The 17463-nt window shown below is 59.4% G+C and carries 14 protein-coding genes; 3 read left to right on the top strand and 11 right to left on the bottom strand.

Annotated elements, in window-relative coordinates; genetic code table 11:
- Nucleotides 1-65: 65 nt before the first annotated feature.
- The gene (gene sltY, locus ABLX76_RS23520; protein WP_044525328.1) at nt 66-2003 is read right to left on the bottom strand and encodes a murein transglycosylase; all 1938 of its coding nucleotides are present in this window, start codon (nt 2001-2003) and stop codon (nt 66-68) included.
- Between the two features lie 228 nt (nt 2004-2231).
- Here sltY and ettA point away from each other — a divergent pair, with 228 nt between their 5' ends.
- Nucleotides 2232-3899, top strand: a complete 1668-nt coding sequence (ettA, locus tag ABLX76_RS23515) for an energy-dependent translational throttle protein EttA (RefSeq protein ID WP_023291900.1) — start codon at nt 2232-2234, stop codon at nt 3897-3899.
- 93 nt (nt 3900-3992) lie between these two features.
- On the opposite strand, the gene nadR is transcribed toward ettA, so the two are convergent.
- From nadR to serB, 3 genes are read right to left on the bottom strand one after another with little or no spacing between them, the layout of a single operon-like run.
- Nucleotides 3993-5225, bottom strand: coding sequence for a multifunctional transcriptional regulator/nicotinamide-nucleotide adenylyltransferase/ribosylnicotinamide kinase NadR (gene nadR / locus ABLX76_RS23510; protein ID WP_004886547.1), 1233 nt, complete (start codon nt 5223-5225; stop codon nt 3993-3995).
- Nucleotides 5226-5246: 21 nt separating this feature from the next.
- Nucleotides 5247-6629, bottom strand: a complete 1383-nt coding sequence (gene radA / locus ABLX76_RS23505) for a DNA repair protein RadA (protein WP_348875363.1) — start codon at nt 6627-6629, stop codon at nt 5247-5249.
- Between the two features lie 9 nt (nt 6630-6638).
- Nucleotides 6639-7610 carry a phosphoserine phosphatase gene (serB, locus tag ABLX76_RS23500; protein WP_023291898.1) on the bottom strand — a complete coding sequence of 324 codons (972 nt, stop codon included), beginning with the start codon at nt 7608-7610 and terminating at the stop codon, nt 6639-6641.
- Nucleotides 7611-7714: 104 nt separating this feature from the next.
- Here serB and ABLX76_RS23495 point away from each other — a divergent pair, with 104 nt between their 5' ends.
- On the top strand, nt 7715-8362 hold the full coding sequence (locus ABLX76_RS23495) for a YtjB family periplasmic protein (protein ID WP_023291897.1): 648 nt from the start codon (nt 7715-7717) through the stop codon (nt 8360-8362).
- Nucleotides 8362-9378 carry a lipoate--protein ligase LplA gene (gene lplA / locus ABLX76_RS23490; RefSeq protein ID WP_032452385.1) on the top strand — a complete coding sequence of 339 codons (1017 nt, stop codon included), beginning with the start codon at nt 8362-8364 and terminating at the stop codon, nt 9376-9378. The genes ABLX76_RS23495 and lplA overlap by 1 nt, the downstream gene beginning before the upstream one ends.
- 83 nt (nt 9379-9461) lie before the next feature.
- Here the strand turns inward: lplA and deoD are convergent, their stop codons facing one another.
- The 7 genes from deoD to ABLX76_RS23455 all read right to left on the bottom strand — a co-directional run bounded on the left by deoD (nt 9462) and on the right by ABLX76_RS23455 (nt 17456).
- Entirely contained in the window at nt 9462-10181 is a 720-nt protein-coding gene (gene deoD / locus ABLX76_RS23485) for a purine-nucleoside phosphorylase (protein ID WP_002887789.1), read from the bottom strand.
- A 100-nt stretch (nt 10182-10281) separates the two neighbouring features.
- Nucleotides 10282-11505, bottom strand: coding sequence for a phosphopentomutase (gene deoB / locus ABLX76_RS23480; protein WP_023291895.1), 1224 nt, complete (start codon nt 11503-11505; stop codon nt 10282-10284).
- 52 nt (nt 11506-11557) lie between these two features.
- Entirely contained in the window at nt 11558-12880 is a 1323-nt protein-coding gene (deoA, locus tag ABLX76_RS23475) for a thymidine phosphorylase (RefSeq protein ID WP_032429093.1), read from the bottom strand.
- Nucleotides 12881-12989: 109 nt separating this feature from the next.
- Nucleotides 12990-13769 carry a deoxyribose-phosphate aldolase gene (deoC, locus tag ABLX76_RS23470; protein WP_032452384.1) on the bottom strand — a complete coding sequence of 260 codons (780 nt, stop codon included), beginning with the start codon at nt 13767-13769 and terminating at the stop codon, nt 12990-12992.
- Nucleotides 13770-14184: 415 nt separating this feature from the next.
- Nucleotides 14185-15462 (bottom strand): NupC/NupG family nucleoside CNT transporter, encoded by a 1278-nt coding sequence (locus ABLX76_RS23465; RefSeq protein ID WP_023291892.1) that lies wholly within the window; start codon nt 15460-15462, stop codon nt 14185-14187.
- Between the two features lie 129 nt (nt 15463-15591).
- Nucleotides 15592-16386, bottom strand: coding sequence for a metal-dependent hydrolase (locus ABLX76_RS23460; RefSeq protein WP_032452382.1), 795 nt, complete (start codon nt 16384-16386; stop codon nt 15592-15594).
- Nucleotides 16383-17456, bottom strand: coding sequence for a patatin family protein (locus tag ABLX76_RS23455; RefSeq protein WP_023291890.1), 1074 nt, complete (start codon nt 17454-17456; stop codon nt 16383-16385). The genes ABLX76_RS23460 and ABLX76_RS23455 overlap by 4 nt, the downstream gene beginning before the upstream one ends.
- Nucleotides 17457-17463 lie beyond the last annotated feature (7 nt).

Below are 17463 nucleotides of genomic sequence, written 5' to 3'. Positions count from 1 at the left end.
GCAGCTTACGCTGCCCGTCGAATGTACTCTTCAACGAGTACAAAGCATAACATACTTCCCGGCGATCAGTAACGCTGCCGCCACTCCGCATCGCTGAAGAGCTTATCCTGCTGTCCCATAAAGTAGCGGTAGTAGGCGTCATAGGAGAGGACATTCTTCACGTAGCCGCGGGTTTCCGAGAACGGAATACTCTCGACAAACGCCACGGCGTCGATCCGTCCGGCGCTGTTCCCCTGCCAGGTGCGTACCCGACCCGGCCCGGCGTTATAGGCCGCCGAGGCGTAGATGCGGTTATTGCCGAACTGCTGGTAAACGTACTGCAGATAGCTGGTGCCGATGTTGATGTTGGTTTCCGGATCCAATAGCTGCGACGGGCCGCTGTAGCCGGGAATGCGGAACATGCTGACGGTATGCGTCGCGGTGCCCGGCATAATCTGCATCAGCCCGCTGGCGCCGACCGGCGAACGCACTTTCGGGTTCCAGGCGCTCTCCTGGCGGGCAATGGCCATCGCGTAGCTCTGCGGAATATCTTTACCGCTGATATAGCGGGCAAACAGATCGTTATAGGCCAGCGGGAAGCGCTCCTCCAGCTGATCCCACAGCTTGCCGGCGATCGTCGCCTGCACGCTCAGATCCCACCAGTGTTGATCGAAGGCATAGCGCGCCAGCTGCGCCTGCTGAGATTTCGTGCGGCTGGTAACCAGATTCGCCCATTCGGTGCGCGCGGTGTTATCCATATTCCAGTACATCAGCTCGCGTACCCGGGCCATCTCCGGACCGGAAGCCAGCGCCGGATCGAGCGTGCCAGTCGCTTTATCGATGCGGAAGGTATACTCCTCGCCGAGACGCTGCGCGGCGACCATCGGGTAGAAACCGCGCTGCTGCATCAACGACCGGAGGATCGCCTGCGCCTCCTCGTCCCTGCCGCGCTCCAGCAACAGATCCGCCTGCCAGTAGCGCCATTCGTCTTTCTCTTTCGCCTCCATCGGCAAGCGCGCCAGCCAGGTATTCAGGCCATGGCGATCGCCCGTCCCCAGCGCCATCCGCACCCGCCGCTCCACCAGCGGCGTGGACTGCGATCGCATAATCGCATCGTCGCGCCAGATGGCCTGCTCTTCGGTCACATCGTTCCCCATCAGGCGCCAGGCGACAATATCGCGTAGCTCCTGGGTCTGATCCTCATTGAGCTGCTGGGCCTGCACCAGCGAAGGGATCATCAAACGGGCATTTTCCACATCCTGACGGGCGACGCTGGCGAAGGCGACGGCGGCCATCTGGCGGGTAAAGTCCGTCGCCCCGGTGGTGCGGGCAAAGGTCAGGACGCTGTTAGGATCGTTAGCCAGAGCGACCACGGCGCTGGCGATGCTCTGGTAGTTGGCGGGCATCTGCTGGGCCAGCGATTTCACCAGCCCGATATTACCGGCCTTCATCGCCAGGCGGATCCGTTCAAGATAAGCCAGCGGATCCTGCTGGCCGGAGTCGCGCCAGGCGCTGAACAGCGGTTCACAGGCGCCGGGCTGGTTCTTGCCCGTCAGCCAGAGGTCTTTCGCTCCGCTCCAGGCCTCCTGCGACTGCCCCACGCTCAGTTTGGCGTAGTAGTAGTTGCACTGCGCCTCGGTGCTGGTCGGCTTATCGGGACTAAACGCCAGCAAGCCGCGCCAATCGCTGCGCCGGGCCAGTTCATTCACGAAGCGCGAACGTAATGAACGCGCGGGGGGCAGCGTCGGGTTGGCGTCAATAAAGTTTTTCACCACCAGCGCCGGCTGGTTCATCAGATCGTCGGTAATCTGCCGGTACTGCAAATAGGGATACAGGGGATAGGTGCTTAACGTGGGCATCAGCTGGTCAACCACATCCATCTGCCGGTTATCCCACGCCTGCTTAATTTGTGCGTAGCGGCTGCGCTGTTCATCCAGTGAATCCGCATGCGCCAGCTGACTCAACGCCAACAGACCAACGCTGGCAGCCAAAAGATGCCACGCCATTTTTTTGGCTTTTTCCACAAGCTCTTCCTCTTTCAGGTGCATTTTCGCAGCATCGTGCCGCTTAAAAGCCACTGCCGGTTCGGCAGGCGGCTTTACTTATGCTAATCAGACAACGCTAAACGCGCCATGTCCTGAACATTTTTTTACGCTTCTGTGAATCCTGTCGCCTCGCTGGGATTAGCGCGCGAAAAAGGCTACACTTCGGCTTTGAACTATCTATCAAAATAGAAAGAGGCGAAGTCCAACGTGGCTCAATTCGTTTATACCATGCATCGTGTCGGCAAAGTGGTTCCGCCGAAACGTCATATTTTGAAAAATATCTCCCTCAGCTTTTTCCCTGGCGCAAAAATCGGTGTGCTCGGTCTGAACGGCGCCGGTAAATCTACCCTGCTGCGCATCATGGCCGGTATCGACACCGAGATCGAAGGTGAAGCGCGTCCGCAGCCTGGCATTAAAATCGGCTACCTGCCGCAGGAGCCGCAGCTCAACCCGGAGCACACCGTGCGCGAGTCCGTTGAAGAAGCGGTCGCCGAAGTGGTTAACGCGCTGAAGGGTCTGGACGAAGTCTATGCCAAGTACGCCGAGCCGGATGCAGACTTCGATAAGCTTGCCGCACAGCAAGGCAAGTTCGAAGAAATTATCCAGGCGCACGACGGCCACAATCTGAACGTGCAGCTGGAGCGCGCGGCCGACGCCCTGCGCCTGCCGGACTGGGATGCGAAAATCGCCAATCTTTCCGGTGGTGAACGCCGCCGCGTCGCGCTGTGCCGCCTGCTGCTGGAAAAACCAGACATGCTGCTGCTCGACGAACCGACCAACCACCTGGACGCCGAGTCCGTCGCCTGGCTGGAACGCTTCCTGCACGACTTCGAAGGCACCGTGGTGGCAATTACCCACGACCGTTACTTCCTCGATAACGTCGCCGGTTGGATCCTCGAACTTGACCGCGGCGAAGGTATTCCGTGGGAAGGCAACTACTCCTCCTGGCTGGAGCAGAAAGATCAGCGTCTGGCGCAGGAAGCCTCTCAGGAAGCCGCGCGTCGCAAATCCATCGAGAAAGAGCTCGAGTGGGTTCGCCAGGGCGCGAAAGGCCGTCAGTCCAAGGGCAAAGCCCGTCTGGCGCGCTTTGAAGAGCTCAACAACGTTGAATACCAGAAACGTAACGAGACCAACGAACTGTTCATTCCGCCAGGCGCGCGTCTGGGCGATAAAGTTCTGGAAGTCAGCAACTTGCGTAAATCCTACGGCGACCGCGTGCTGATCGACGATCTGAGCTTCTCGGTACCGAAGGGCGCTATCGTCGGCATCATCGGCCCGAACGGCGCGGGTAAATCAACGCTGTTCCGCATGATGTCCGGCCAGGAACAGCCAGATTCCGGCACCATCACCCTGGGCGAAACCGTTAAGCTGGCCTCCGTCGATCAGTTCCGCGACGCGATGGACAACAGCAAGACCGTGTGGGAAGAGGTCTCCGGCGGCCTGGATATCATGAAGATCGGCAACACCGAGATGCCGAGCCGCGCCTACGTGGGCCGCTTTAACTTCAAAGGCGTAGACCAGGGCAAACGCGTTGGCGAGTTGTCCGGCGGTGAACGCGGTCGTCTGCACCTGGCGAAGCTGCTGCAGGTTGGCGGTAACGTACTGCTGCTCGATGAACCGACCAACGACCTGGATATCGAAACCCTGCGCGCGCTGGAAAACGCCCTGCTGGAGTTCCCGGGCTGCGCGATGGTTATCTCGCACGACCGTTGGTTCCTTGACCGTATCGCCACCCACATTCTGGATTACCAGGATGAAGGTAAGGTGGAGTTCTTTGAAGGTAACTTTACCGAGTACGAAGAGTACAAGAAACGCACCCTCGGCGCCGACGCGCTGGAGCCGAAGCGAATCAAGTACAAACGTATCTCAAAATAAAATGCAAAAAGGCAACGCAAGTTGCCTTTTTTAATGTTTGCTCCCTCTCCCACCGGGAGAGGGCCGGGGTGAGGGCATCAGCCCGCAGAGGATCTAGCCCTGCTCCCCCATCAGCTGCTTCACCAGCTCGACGCAGCGCAGGAAGCGCGTATCGTAGTCCGACTCCTTAACATGGACGAACTCGATCTCATTCTCTTTCAGCAGCGACACCAGCAGCGACTGAAACTCTTTACGATCCACCGAACTCCCAAGGCTGCGTAACCCATCGGCCACCCACGGGGTATTGTTCTCCAGCAGGATCACCAGATCGAAGCGGTATTCATCAATCAGCGCCTGCACGAACGGGTGCTCTCGCCCCTCGTACTTCAGGCAGAACGCCTGAGTGCTGACGAAGTCGGTATCGATAAACGCCACCTTGTTGGCATATTTCACTGCGAAATCAATATACTGGGCGTGCCCGAGGGCTATTTTATCGTAATCCGAATACTGGAGCGCCATCTCATCGCCGCCGAGATGCGAAAAGACATAATCCCGGCCATATTCCCAGGCGCTGGTGGTATTGAAGATATTGGCGAGCTTATTGACCAGCGTTGATTTCCCGCTCGACTCGCCGCCGAGGATCGCCACCGTCCGCACAAAGAACGGTTTCACTTCCGTCGGAATATATTCCCAGTAACGGAACGGGTTCTCGCGGATCTGGCCGCCGCTAATATTCATAAAGGTCCGCTTAGGATCGATAAGCACCGTCTCGATCCCCAGATGCTCAAGGTACTGCGGCGCATCGGCCTCTTCCGAGGTATAGATCCGGTTCGGTTCGATCCCTTTTTCGCTCATAAAAGCGCGGATCCCATGACTCCACACATCCCAGCCGTGCGGATAGGGTTCCATCCCCTCTTCATTGAAGGCGTGGATGCGAATATTCTTCTGATATTTAAAGGTTTGTAGCAGCCAGCGCAGGCGGTCAGGCACCGTCGGCTGCTGCGACATGGCGCTCTCTTCAAACAGCTCGCGGTCGCGAGTGTCGTCATAGCCCATGATGATATGCAGCTCATCGACCTGGCTACAGGCGCGTTGAATCAAATAGATGTGCCCGGTATGCAGCGGGTAAAATTTACCAAACACCACGCCGACGCTTTTCTGTCGGCGGGGAAACTCCAGCCCGAGGAAACGATGCAGCGCTTCTAGCTTCTGCGCGCTCGGGCTTTTGATTTTGGCATTCAACAGTTGGCTGAGATACCCTTTGGTCATCCCGCTGGCTTCCGCCACCTGCTGCAGGGTACAGCCTTTCTGCTTTATGGCGCTTTTTAAATAGTCAAATGACGACATCGCTAATCTCCTTTTAACTTATTATAAGTCGTCAAAAACGCTTAGCGCGTCTGAAAGCTTTTTCACACCAGAGATTTGCATGCCTTCCGGCACTTTTTTCGGCACATTGGCCGCCGGGACGATGGCGCGGCGGAAGCCATGCTTCGCCGCTTCGGAGATACGCTCCTGTCCGCTCGGCACCGGGCGAATTTCGCCAGCCAACCCCACTTCGCCAAAGACCACCAGGTCCTGCGGCAGCGGGCGATCGCGCAAGCTGGAGACCATCGCCAGCAGCAGCGCCAGATCGGCGCTGGTTTCCGTGACCTTCACCCCACCGACCACGTTGACGAAAACGTCCTGATCGGCCATCTGCAGGCCGCCGTGGCGATGCAGCACCGCCAGCAGGATCGCCAGACGGTTCTGTTCCAGCCCCACCGCCACGCGGCGCGGGTTGGACATCATCGAGTGATCCACCAGCGCCTGGATCTCAACCAGCAGCGGGCGGGTCCCTTCCCAGACCACCATCACCGAGCTGCCGGAGGTGATTTCATCTCCCCGGCTGAGGAAGATAGCGGATGGGTTGCTCACTTCGCGCAGCCCCTGCTCGGTCATAGCGAAGACGCCCAGCTCGTTCACCGCGCCAAAGCGGTTTTTGTGGCTGCGCAGAGTGCGGAAGCGGGAGTCGGCATCGCCGTCCAGCAGCACCGAGCAGTCAATACAGTGCTCCAGCACCTTCGGGCCGGCCAGCGAACCGTCTTTGGTGACGTGGCCGACCATGACGATCGCCACGCCGCGTGTTTTGGCAAAGCGCGTCAGGTAGGCCGCCGTTTCACGTACCTGGGCGACGCTGCCCGGCGACGACTGAACGTCGGCCATATGCATCACCTGGATAGAGTCGATCACCATCAGCTGCGGTTTTTCTTCCTCGGCAATCTGACAGATCTGCTCAATGCTGGTTTCCGACAGCATGTTCAGGTTCGCCGTCGGCAGCCCAAGGCGATGGGCGCGCATCGCCACCTGCTGAAGGGACTCCTCCCCGGTGACGTACAGGGTTTTCATCCCTTCCGCCAGCTTGCACAACGTCTGCAGCAGCAGCGTCGATTTCCCCGCGCCGGGGTTACCGCCAATCAGGATCGCGCTGCCCGGCACCACGCCGCCGCCGAGTACGCGGTCGAACTCTTTAAAACCGGTGGAGAAACGCGGCAGCGCTTCCAGGCTGATGTCTGACAGCTTCTGCACCTTCGAGACGCCGGCGTGACCGGCGTAGCCTGACAAACGCTCGTTTCTCGCCACCTGCGGCGACGCGGCGATGCGCATCTCGGTGATGGTATTCCAGGCATGGCAGGCGCTGCACTGCCCCTGCCAGCGCGGGTAATCCGCACCACATTCATTACAGACAAATGCGCGTTTTGGAGCTTTCGCCACGTTTACCTCTTACTTTTGGTTCATGCTGCCCGAGAGAATACAGAATACCCCCATCAGGTCAGCGTGGCGGATAGTCACTTCCGCCTGTTCATTCACTTTAGGCTTCGCATGATACGCGATACCAAGCCCGGCAGCCTTAATCATCGGCAGGTCGTTGGCGCCATCGCCGATGGCCACGGTCTGCGCCGTTGGGATCGCATACTTTTCCGCCAGCTTGCGCAGCGTATTGGCTTTGTATTTGGCATCGACGATATCGCCGAGCACGTTGCCGGTGAGCTTGCCGTCGCGGATCTCCAGTTCGTTGGCGAACACCGCGTCGAGATGCAGCTTATCGCGCAGATACTCGGCGAAGAAGGTGAAGCCGCCGGAGGCGATCGCTACCTTCCAGCCCAGCGTTTCCAGCTTGAGCACCAGCTGCGCCAGGCCCGGCATCAGCGGCAGCGCGTCGCGAACCTGCAGCAGAATGCTGGCATCGGCGTCTTTCAGCGTCGCCACGCGCTGGCGCAGGCTGGCGGTGAAGTCCAGCTCCCCGCGCATCGCTCGCTCGGTCACTTCCGACACCAGCTCGCCGGTGCCGGCCAGTTTCGCGATCTCATCGATGCATTCGATCTGGATCGCCGTGGAGTCCATATCCATCACCAGCAGTCCCGGGGTGCGCAGATGAGGGATTTTACCCAATGGCGCGACGTCCAGCCCCGCCTCATGCGCCAGTCGCGTCGCACGGGGGGTCAGCGAACCGGCCAGGCGGATCACCTGGTAATCCTCGACCACCCAGGAGGCGACGATCACTAACGCGGCGCCCAGCTCACGCTGCCAGTCCGTCAGACGGCGTTTATCCAGCCCACGCCCGTACAGCAGCCAGCCGCTGCGCCCGGCGTGATAATCCAGCGGCATGACCTCGTCACCGCTCAGGGAAAGCGGCAACCCAGGCCACAGGGAAACGTCTTCAGGCAGGTCGCACCAGGTCAAACTGTTAGGCATTACGGCTCCACATCTCTTCATTCATGCGAGGAAAATAACGCATGAGGCTACCTTGTAACCAGCGCTTCTGGCAACATTAAGCTGCAAATTTTCAAAGGTGGAATATGGTTCGCGCAAAACTGAAATTCCGGCTGCATCGTGCGGTCATTGTCCTTATCTGTCTCGCCCTGCTCGTCGCGCTGATGCAGGGCGCCTCGTGGTTCAGTCAGAACAGTCAGAAACAACGCAATCCGCAGCTGGAAGAGCTGGCCCGCACGCTGGCGCAGCAGGTGGTGCTGAATCTCGCGCCGCTGATGCGCAGCGAGACGCCGGACGAAAAGCGCATCAATCAGCTGTTGACGCAGCTCACCCACAACAGCCGCGTACTGGACGCCGGGGTATATGACGACCAGGGCGACCTGGTGGCGCGCTCTGGCGAAAGCGTCGAGGTTCGCGACCGGCTGGCGCTGGATGGTAAGAAAGCCGGCGGCTACTTCAACCAGCAGATTGTCGAGCCGGTACCGGGAAAAAACGGTCCGTTGGGCTACCTGCGTCTGACCCTCGATACCCATACGCTGGCGACCGAGGCGAAGCAGGTGGATAATACCACCAATATCTTACGCCTGATGCTGTTGCTGTCCCTGGCCATCGGCGTGGTACTGACCCGCACGCTGCTGCAGGGCAAACGCACCCGCTGGCAGCAATCGCCCTTCCTGCTCACCGCCAACAAGCCGGTTGAGGATGAAGACGATGAAAAGAAAGGAAATCTATAATGTCCACACTGCGCCTCCTGCTTTCTGACTCTTACGACCCGTGGTTCAACCTGGCGGTCGAGGAGTGCATTTTCCGCCAGATGCCCGCCACCCAGCGGGTGCTGTTCCTGTGGCGCAATGCCGATACCGTGGTCATCGGCCGCGCGCAGAACCCGTGGAAGGAGTGTAATACCCGCCGCATGGAGGAAGATCATGTGCGGCTGGCCCGTCGCAGCAGCGGCGGCGGCGCGGTATTCCACGACCTCGGCAATACCTGCTTTACCTTTATGGCAGGCAAACCGGAGTACGACAAAACTGTCTCCACCGCTATTGTGCTGGCGGCGCTCAATTCACTTGGCGTAACCGCCGACGCCTCCGGGCGCAACGATCTGGTGGTCAAAACCGACAGCGGCGACCGCAAAGTCTCCGGCTCAGCCTATCGTGAAACCATGGACCGCGGTTTTCACCACGGCACCCTGCTGCTCAACGCCGATCTAAGCCGTCTCGCCAACTACCTCAACCCGGACCAGAAAAAGCTGCAGGCTAAAGGCATTACCTCGGTGCGCGGGCGGGTGGCGAACCTGGTTGAGCTGCTGCCGGGCATTACCCATCAGCAAGTTTGCGAGGCGATCCAGGAGGCGTTCTTCAGCCATTACGGCGAACGGGTAGACGCCGAGGTGATCTCCCCGGACAACACGCCGGACCTGCCGAACTTTGCCGACACTTTCGCTCGCCAGAGCAGCTGGGAGTGGAACTTCGGCCAGGCGCCCGCCTTTTCCCACCTGCTGGACGAGCGCTTCCCCTGGGGCGGCGTCGAGCTGCATTTTGACGTTGAGAAGGGCCATATCACCCGCGCGCAGGCCTTTACCGATAGCCTGAATCCGGCGCCGCTGGAGGCGCTGGCGGAACGCTTAATCGGCTGTCAGTATCGGGCTGAGGTTTTGCAGCAGCAGTGTGAGGCGCTGATGGAGGACTTCCCGGAGCAGGAAGCGGAACTCAAAGCGCTGTCGGTGTGGATTGCCGGCGCGGTACGCTAAAAAAAGCCCGCTGACGTAGCGCTTAGCGGGCCTGGAAAACCGCAGGCCGGGTCAGGCGAAGCCGCCGCCCGGCACAACAGCTTTTACTCTTTATCGCCCAGCAGCACGGATTCCAGCGCGATTTTAATCATGTCGTTGAACGTGGTCTGACGCTCCGCGGCAGTGGTCTGCTCGTGGGTACGAATATGGTCAGACACGGTGCAGATGGTCAGCGCTTTCGCCCCGAATTCCGCCGCCACGCCGTAGATACCCGCCGCTTCCATTTCCACGCCCAGGATGCCGTATTTTTCCATCACGTCGAACATGGACGGGTCCGGGGTATAGAACAGGTCTGCAGAGAAGATGTTGCCGACGCGCGCGTCAACACCCAGCGCTTTCGCCGCGTCTACCGCGTTACGCACCATGCCGAAATCGGCAATCGCCGCGAAGTCGTGGTCTTTAAAACGCAGACGGTTCACTTTGGAGTCGGTGCAGGCGCCCATACCGATCACCACGTCGCGCAGTTTGACGTCTTCGCGCACCGCGCCGCAGGAGCCGACGCGGATGATTTTCTTGACGCCGAAATCGGTGATCAGCTCTTTGGTGTAGATAGAGCAGGACGGAATACCCATCCCGTGGCCCATGACGGAGATTTTGCGGCCTTTATAGGTGCCGGTGAAGCCCAGCATGCCGCGCACGTTGTTCACTTCACGCACGTCTTCGAGAAAGGTTTCTGCAATGTGCTTGGCGCGCAGCGGGTCGCCCGGCATCAAGACTACGTCAGCGAAATCGCCCATTTCTGCGTTAATGTGAGGAGTTGCCATCTTCAGTTCCTTTTACATTGTTGTTTTTGCCGGGCGGCTACGCCTGACCCGGCCGACAAAACCGTAGGCCCGGATCGCTGAGCGCCACCGGGCAATTGCATCACAGCATGTTTTTACCGTACGCCATTGGCGAGGTACCAAAGTATGTCGCCAGCGTCTGGCCGATGTCCGCGAAAGTTTCGCGGTGGCCTAACGATCCTGGTTTCACTTTCGGGCCGTACACCAGCACCGGAATATGCTCGCGGGTGTGGTCGGTACCGGTCCAGGTCGGGTCGCAGCCGTGGTCGGCGGTGAGGATCAGGATGTCGTCTTCCCCTACCAGCTCCATCAGCTCCGGCAGACGGCGGTCAAACAGTTCCAGACCCGCCGCGTAGCCGGCGACATCGCGACGGTGGCCCCAGGAGGAGTCAAAGTCGACGAAGTTGGTGAAGACGATAGTCTCGTCGCCGGCTTCCTTCATCTCTTTGATGGTCGCGTCGAACAGCGCGTCCAGCCCGGTGGCTTTCACTTTTTTGGTGATGCCGCAGTTTGCGTAGATGTCCGCTATCTTACCGACAGACACCACGTGGCCGTTCTTCTCGTCAACCAGCTTCTGCAGCACGGTCGGCGCCGGCGGTTCGACCGCCAGATCGTGACGGTTGCCGGTACGCTGGAAGTTACCGGCTTTATCGCCGATAAACGGACGAGCGATGACGCGGCCAATGTTGTAGCCGCCTTCGGTCAGCTCTTCACGGGCGATTTCGCACAGCTCATACAGCTTGTCGAGGCCAAAGGTCTCTTCGTGACAGGCGATCTGGAACACGGAGTCAGCGGAGGTATAGAAAATCGGTTTCCCGGTTTTCATATGCTCTTCGCCGAGCTGATCGAGGATCACCGTCCCGGAAGAGTGGCAGTTGCCGAGGTAGCCCGGCAGGTTGGCGCGTTTCACCAGCTTATCCAGCAGCTCCTGCGGGAAGCTGTTTTCATGATCGCTGAAGTAGCCCCAGTCAAACAGCACCGGCACGCCGGCGATTTCCCAGTGGCCGGACGGCGTATCTTTACCAGAAGAGAGTTCATGCGCCCAGGCCCAGGCGCCAATCACTTCGGCATTGCCATCCATTCCGGCGGCAATTTTACCGGTAGAGCCTTCATGCGCTTTCACCAGCCCCAGACGGGTCAGGTTCGGTAAATTCAGCGGGCCTTTGCGGCCGTGGTCAGCCTCGCCTTTGGCGCAGGCTTCCGCAATGTGTCCCAGGGTATCGGCGCCGACGTCGCCAAAGCGGTCTGCGTCTTCCGTTGCGCCAATCCCAAAGGAGTCCAGCACCATGATAAATGCACGTTTCATCTTGTTCTCCATACATCTTGCGCTGCAAAAAAGCGATCAGATCAGTATATCGCTATTCGGTGATACGGCGATAGACTGTCGGTGTAATTTCCGGAGCTTTATCGTCCAGTTTAATGGCCGCTTTGACCGCTTTCGCGGCCTCCTGCCAGCTGTTCTCGTCTTTGGCATGGATCACCGCCAGCGGACGCTGTCCGTCCACGCGGTCACCCAGACGCGCCATCTCGGTAAAGCCAACGCTATAGTCAATGGTGTCTGATGCCTGACGGCGGCCGCCGCCCATAGAAACCACTGCCATACCCAGCGCGCGAGTATCCATCGCGCTGACAAAACCTTCGGTATCAGCATAGACTGCTTTGCTCAGCATCGCCGTCGGCAGATAATGATCATAATTCTCGACAAAGTCGCTCGGTCCTTTCTGCGCCGCGACCATACGGCCAAAGACTTCCGCCGCTTTACCATTATCCAGTACCGCCTGCAGCTTCGCGCGCGCGTCGGCATCGTCCGCCGCCAGCTTGCCGGAAATCAGCATCTCCACACACAGCGCCATCGTCACGTCGAACAGACGCGGATTGCGGTATTCGCCGGTCAGGAACTGGACCGCTTCGCGAACTTCAACGGCGTTCCCGGCGCTGGAAGCCAGCACCTGGTTCATATCGGTCAGCAGCGCGGTGGTGCGCACGCCGGCGCCGTTGGCGACCCCGACGATCGCTTCCGCCAGCGCGGCGGAAAGTTCATAAGTCGGCATAAACGCGCCGCTGCCGACTTTGACGTCCATCACCAGCGCATCCAGCCCTTCCGCCAGCTTCTTGGCAAGGATCGAGGCGGTGATCAGCGGGATGGAGTCCACCGTCGCGGTAATATCGCGGGTGGCATAGAAACGTTTGTCCGCCGGAGCGAGGGAGCTGGTCTGCCCGATAATCGCCACGCCGACATCTTTAATAATCTCGCGGAAGCGGTTGTCGTCCGGGAAGATATCGAAGCCCGGGATCGCTTCCAGTTTATCCAGGGTACCGCCGGTATGGCCGAGTCCGCGGCCGGAAATCATCGGCACATAACCGCCGCAGGCGGCCACCATCGGCCCCAGCATCAGCGAAGTGACATCCCCGACGCCGCCGGTGGAGTGTTTATCGACGATCGGGCCGTTAAGGTTGAGGCTTTTCCAGTCCAGAACGGTACCGGAATCCCGCATCGCCATGGTCAGCGAAACGCGCTCCGGCATAGACATATCGTGGAAGAAGATGGTCATCGCCAGCGCGGCGATCTGCCCTTCTGAGATAGTATTGTCGCGGATGCCGTTGATGAAAAAGCGGATCTCTTCATCGCTTAATGCCTGACCATCACGTTTTTTACGAATAATTTCTTGTGCGAGAAACACGGTAACCCCCATGAGGAATCGGGTGAATGGTGGCGGGTGGCGCTACGCTTACCCGCCCTACGATCCTGTAGGCCGGATAAGCGAAGCGTCATCCGGCAATGTCTGACAATCAGTAGCTGCTGGCGCTCTTGCCGTCGCCGTGACCCAGGGCTTTCAACAGGCTGGCCAGCAGGCTGGAGGCACCAAAGCGGTAATGACGGGCATCGGCCCAGTCGGCGCCAAACAGCTCATCGGCGATCGCCAGGAACTGCTGCGCATCTTCCGCGCTGCGCACGCCGCCCGCCGGTTTGAAACCAACGGTTTTCTCAACGCCCATATCGCGGATGACTTCCATCATGATGCGCGCGCTTTCCGGCGTGGCATTCACCGGCACTTTACCGGTCGAGGTTTTGATGAAATCGGCCCCGGCTTTGATAGAGATTTCAGACGCTTTACGGATCAGCGCTTCTTCTTTCAGCTCACCGGTTTCGATGATCACTTTCAGCAGCACGTTGGCCGCCGCGCAGGCCTCTTTACAGGCTTTCACCAGCTCGAAGCCGACCTGCTCGTTACCGGCAATCAGCGCGCGGTACGGGAACACCACGTCCACTTCATCGGCGCCGTAAGCGATCGCCGCGCGGGTTTCCGCCAGCGCAATGTCGATATCGTCATTACCGTGCGGGAAGTTGGTGACCGTAGCGATGCGGATCTCCGGCGTTCCCTGCTCGTTCAGCGTTTTACGGGCAATCGGGATGAAGCGCGGATAGATGCAGACCGCCGCGGTGTTACCCACCGGGGTTTTCGCCTGATGACACAGGGCAATCACCTTTTCATTGGTGTCGTCGTCGTTCAGGGTGGTCAGGTCCATCAGTTTTAACGCGCGCAGGCTGCTTGCTTTTAAATCAGTCATTTCATACTCCGCCGGCGCAGTGCCGGTTCAATAGTTTGTTCACCTTGCGAGTCTGTTACTATTGTAACATTCACTCGCCGCTACACTTCGACATTCATCACAGTTAATGAAAACTACTTACTAATTTGCATTACTGTAATGTGACTTTAATCACAAAATATCAGCGCATACCGCGGCAATTATCCTCACGCCCCTCTTAAGCATAATCGAAACTCCGCACCCAATGAGGATGTGACAATTATAACACACAATGACAGAGACTCTCGACACCGTGGCGCACATTTTGCCCACCAAGCCGGTGATGAAATTATTATGTTTTGAAATATAAGCTATTTTTCCAAAAGCCAGAAATGATGGGATTTTCACAAATTCAATAAAACCAGCGACGCGGCGGCCGCTGGTTGAGGGAACTGGCTTAGAGGGCGAGGAAAACCCCGGCGATGGTGGCGCTCATCAGGTTAGATAGCGTCCCCGCCGCCACCGCACGCAGCCCAAGCTGGGCGATATCCTGACGCCGGTTGGGCGCCATCCCCCCGAGGCCGCCAATCAGGATGGCGATCGATGACAGGTTAGCGAATCCGCACAGCGCGAAAGAGATAATGGCTTTGGTGTGATCTGAAATAACCTGCAGCCCGGCCGCCGCCACCTCGGCGTCCGCCTTCAGATACTCGCCAAAGTTCATATAGGCCACGAACTCGTTAATGATCAGCTTCTGGCCGATAAACGACCCCGCTACCGTCGCTTCGTGCCACGGCACGCCGATCACCCACGCCAGCGGTGAGAAGACCCAGCCGAGGATCATCTGCAGCGACAGCTCCGGATGGTTAAACCAGCCGCCGACGCCGGACAGAATGCCGTTCAGCAGGGCGATCAGCGCAATAAACGCCAGCAGCATCGCGCCGACGTTGAGCGCCAGCTGCATACCAGACGCGGCGCCGGAGGCGGCGGCGTCCAGCACGTTGGCCGGTTTATCCGCGTCTGCGCTCTGGCGGTCATGAGCCGGGTTATCGTCCGGCGTTTCCGTTTCCGGTACGATAATTTTGGCAAACAGCAATCCACCCGGCGCCGCCATAAACGACGCGGCAATCAGGTACTCCAGCGGAACGCCCATCTGCGCATAGCCCGCCAGCACGGAACCTGCCACCGAGGCCAGGCCGCCGCACATGACCGCAAACAGCTCCGAGCGGGTCATAGTGGCGATATAAGGACGCACCACCAGCGGCGCTTCGGTCTGACCAACGAAGATGTTCGCCGTGGCCGACAGCGATTCGGTACGCGAGGTCTTCAGTACCGCCCGCAGCGCGCCGCCGAGAATGCGAATGACCAGCTGCATAATGCCCAGGTAATAAAGCACGGCAATCAGCGACGAGAAGAAGACGATCACCGGCAGCACGCGCAGGGCAAAGACAAAGCCGCCGCCGCCAAACACCTCGAACATTTTATCGGAGACCAGCCCGCCGAAGATGAAACCGATCCCTTCATTGCCATAGGCAATTACGCGGGCGACGCCGTTCGACATCGCTAACAGCGCCGAGCGCCCGGCCGGTACATACAATATCAACGCGCCGATACCCACCTGGATTATCCAGGCGCCGAGCACAGTACGCAGGTTAATGGCTTTTCGATTATTGGAGAGCAGCACAGCAATGGCCAACAGCGCCACCATGCCGATAAGTCCCATGAGGATTTGCATACAGATTCCCTGTGTTTTGATAGTCCAGCACTAACGGCGTGATTATATCGGCATGAAACTATCCTGCCTGCCAGGCTTCACACATTTTACGCAAATCAATGATATGGATGAACAATTATGAGAATTCGATCACCATACAGTGGCGGAGGGCAGGGAAAACAAGGCGAGCGTGTTGCGCATTATCCCTTCGGCTATGGCTGCCGGCGGCTCCGACCGCAGTTCGCACAGGGCGTCAAATACCCGCGCAGCTTGCTCCGGGCGATTGGGCTGTCCCTGGAAGCCATTGAGCGGCATATCCGGGGCATCGGTCTCCAGCAGCAGGGCTGAAAGCGGCAGACGCGCCATCACCTCGCGGGTTTTGCTGGCGCGGGGATAGGTAATGGTGCCGCCAACGCCGATCTTATAGCCAAGCTGCACGAAACGCTCGGCCTGCTGCAGGCTGCCGGCGAAGCCATGTACCACCCCGGTACGCGGTAGGGCATGTTTTTTCAGCAGCATCGCCAGCTTATCGTGGGTGCGTCGGGAGTGGAGGATCACCGGCAGATCGTAACGCTTCGCCAGACGCAGCTGCGCTTCCAGCAGCGCCTGCTGACGATCGAACTGCGGCTCGTCGCGATAGAGATCGAGACCAATCTCCCCCACCGCCACCAGTTTTGGCGGGCGCTGCGCCAGCGACGCCTCCAGTTGCGCCAGCCCCTCATCGGTGTGCTGCTCGATGACAATCGGATGCAGGCCCAGCGCGGCATACAGCGCCTCGTGCTGCGCCGCCAGCGCCAGCACGCGGCTAAAACGCTCAGCGGAGATGGCCGGAACGATAATTCGCCCGACGCCGGCCTGCGCCGCACGCGCCAGGCTGGCGACCTCATCTTCCGCGAAGGGAGGAAAATCGAAGTGGCAGTGGGTATCGATAAAACGGTGCGTCACGCCAGATCCTCATGATTAAAGCTTGCGTCATTGGCCTGCGGCGCAGCGATGATGGTCGCCTGCGGCGCTTCATTGGCCACCGGCACCGGCGGCACCACCACCGGCGCAGGCCGGGCGATACGCGGCGCGTGGCGCAACAGCGGCGGCCGGTCGGCCAGCAGTTTACCCACGGTGGCCAGGAAATAACGGCCGCACTGGCGTCCGGTTTTGTAGTCCTCCAGCAGCGCCGGCAGTCGGCTGCCAAGCGCCATGCTGCGCAGCGGCCGCTGGGGATAGATTTCGAAGATCCGCAGTTTGCCGGGCGGTTTTTCGATGAACTGCTGGATGGCGCGATAGGTGGTTTCGTGATGATGCACCAGATTGACCAGCGGCTGCAGGCTGCTCTCCCCCAGCCAGCGCTCCATCCGCTTAAACCACTCCGGGGTGTAAAACATCTGCGAAGGGACAGTGCGGATCACCACGATGGTCTGAGCGCCGCGGCGGGCCGCCTCCTGTACCGGTATCGCATCGCTGACGCCGCCGTCAAGGTAGCTAACGCCGTCAAGCAGCACGCCGCTGCGGTAAAACCCGGGGATGGCGCTGGAGGCGCGGATCAGATCCAGCCAGGTTTGCGGCGTCGGTGAAAAATAGCTGGCGGAGTAATCGTCGCCGCGACAGGCGCACATCCACAGCTCTTTGCCCAACGCGAACTGCGTTTCGGCATAGTTCATGGCCAGCGGCATCTGCTGCGAGGTGGCCTCCACCAGCCAGTCGAGATCGATAAGGTTGCCGCCGCGCACAAAGCGCATCGGATCGAAAAACTGGCGTGAGGTGGTGTAGCGTGTGATGACTTTGCGGGCATAGCCTTGCTGATTACACATGTAAGCGGAGAGGTTTTGCGCCCCCGCTGAGGTCCCCAGCATCAGGTCAAAGGGGTTAAATCCGGCGCGCATGAATTCGTCCAGAACCCCGGCGGTGAAAATCCCTCGCTGTCCCCCGCCTTCACACACCAGCGCCAGCTTGCCTGGTCGGAAGGGTTTAACCGCCAGCGGGGCGATATTGCCCAGCGTAACGGGAATGCGTTGCCCCACCCTGCTT

The organism is Klebsiella sp. JB_Kp004 (assembly GCF_040065795.1).
GTDB classification, from domain to species: domain Bacteria; phylum Pseudomonadota; class Gammaproteobacteria; order Enterobacterales; family Enterobacteriaceae; genus Klebsiella; species Klebsiella quasipneumoniae.
This window is presented reverse-complemented; position numbering and strand designations above follow the sequence as displayed.

Excerpts from the sequence above, each read along its gene's own strand:
- lplA (WP_032452385.1), top strand. The coding sequence starts at position 8,362 with ATGTCCACACTGCGCCTCCTGCTTTCTGACTCTTACGACCCGTGGTTC.
- deoD (WP_002887789.1), bottom strand. The coding sequence starts at position 10,181 with ATGGCAACTCCTCACATTAACGCAGAAATGGGCGATTTCGCTGACGTA.
- deoC (WP_032452384.1), bottom strand. The coding sequence starts at position 13,769 with ATGACTGATTTAAAAGCAAGCAGCCTGCGCGCGTTAAAACTGATGGAC.
- deoB (WP_023291895.1), bottom strand. The coding sequence starts at position 11,505 with ATGAAACGTGCATTTATCATGGTGCTGGACTCCTTTGGGATTGGCGCA.
- ABLX76_RS23495 (WP_023291897.1), top strand. The coding sequence starts at position 7,715 with ATGGTTCGCGCAAAACTGAAATTCCGGCTGCATCGTGCGGTCATTGTC.
- ABLX76_RS23465 (WP_023291892.1), bottom strand. The coding sequence starts at position 15,462 with ATGCAAATCCTCATGGGACTTATCGGCATGGTGGCGCTGTTGGCCATT.
- serB (WP_023291898.1), bottom strand. The coding sequence starts at position 7,610 with ATGCCTAACAGTTTGACCTGGTGCGACCTGCCTGAAGACGTTTCCCTG.
- nadR (WP_004886547.1), bottom strand. The coding sequence starts at position 5,225 with ATGTCGTCATTTGACTATTTAAAAAGCGCCATAAAGCAGAAAGGCTGT.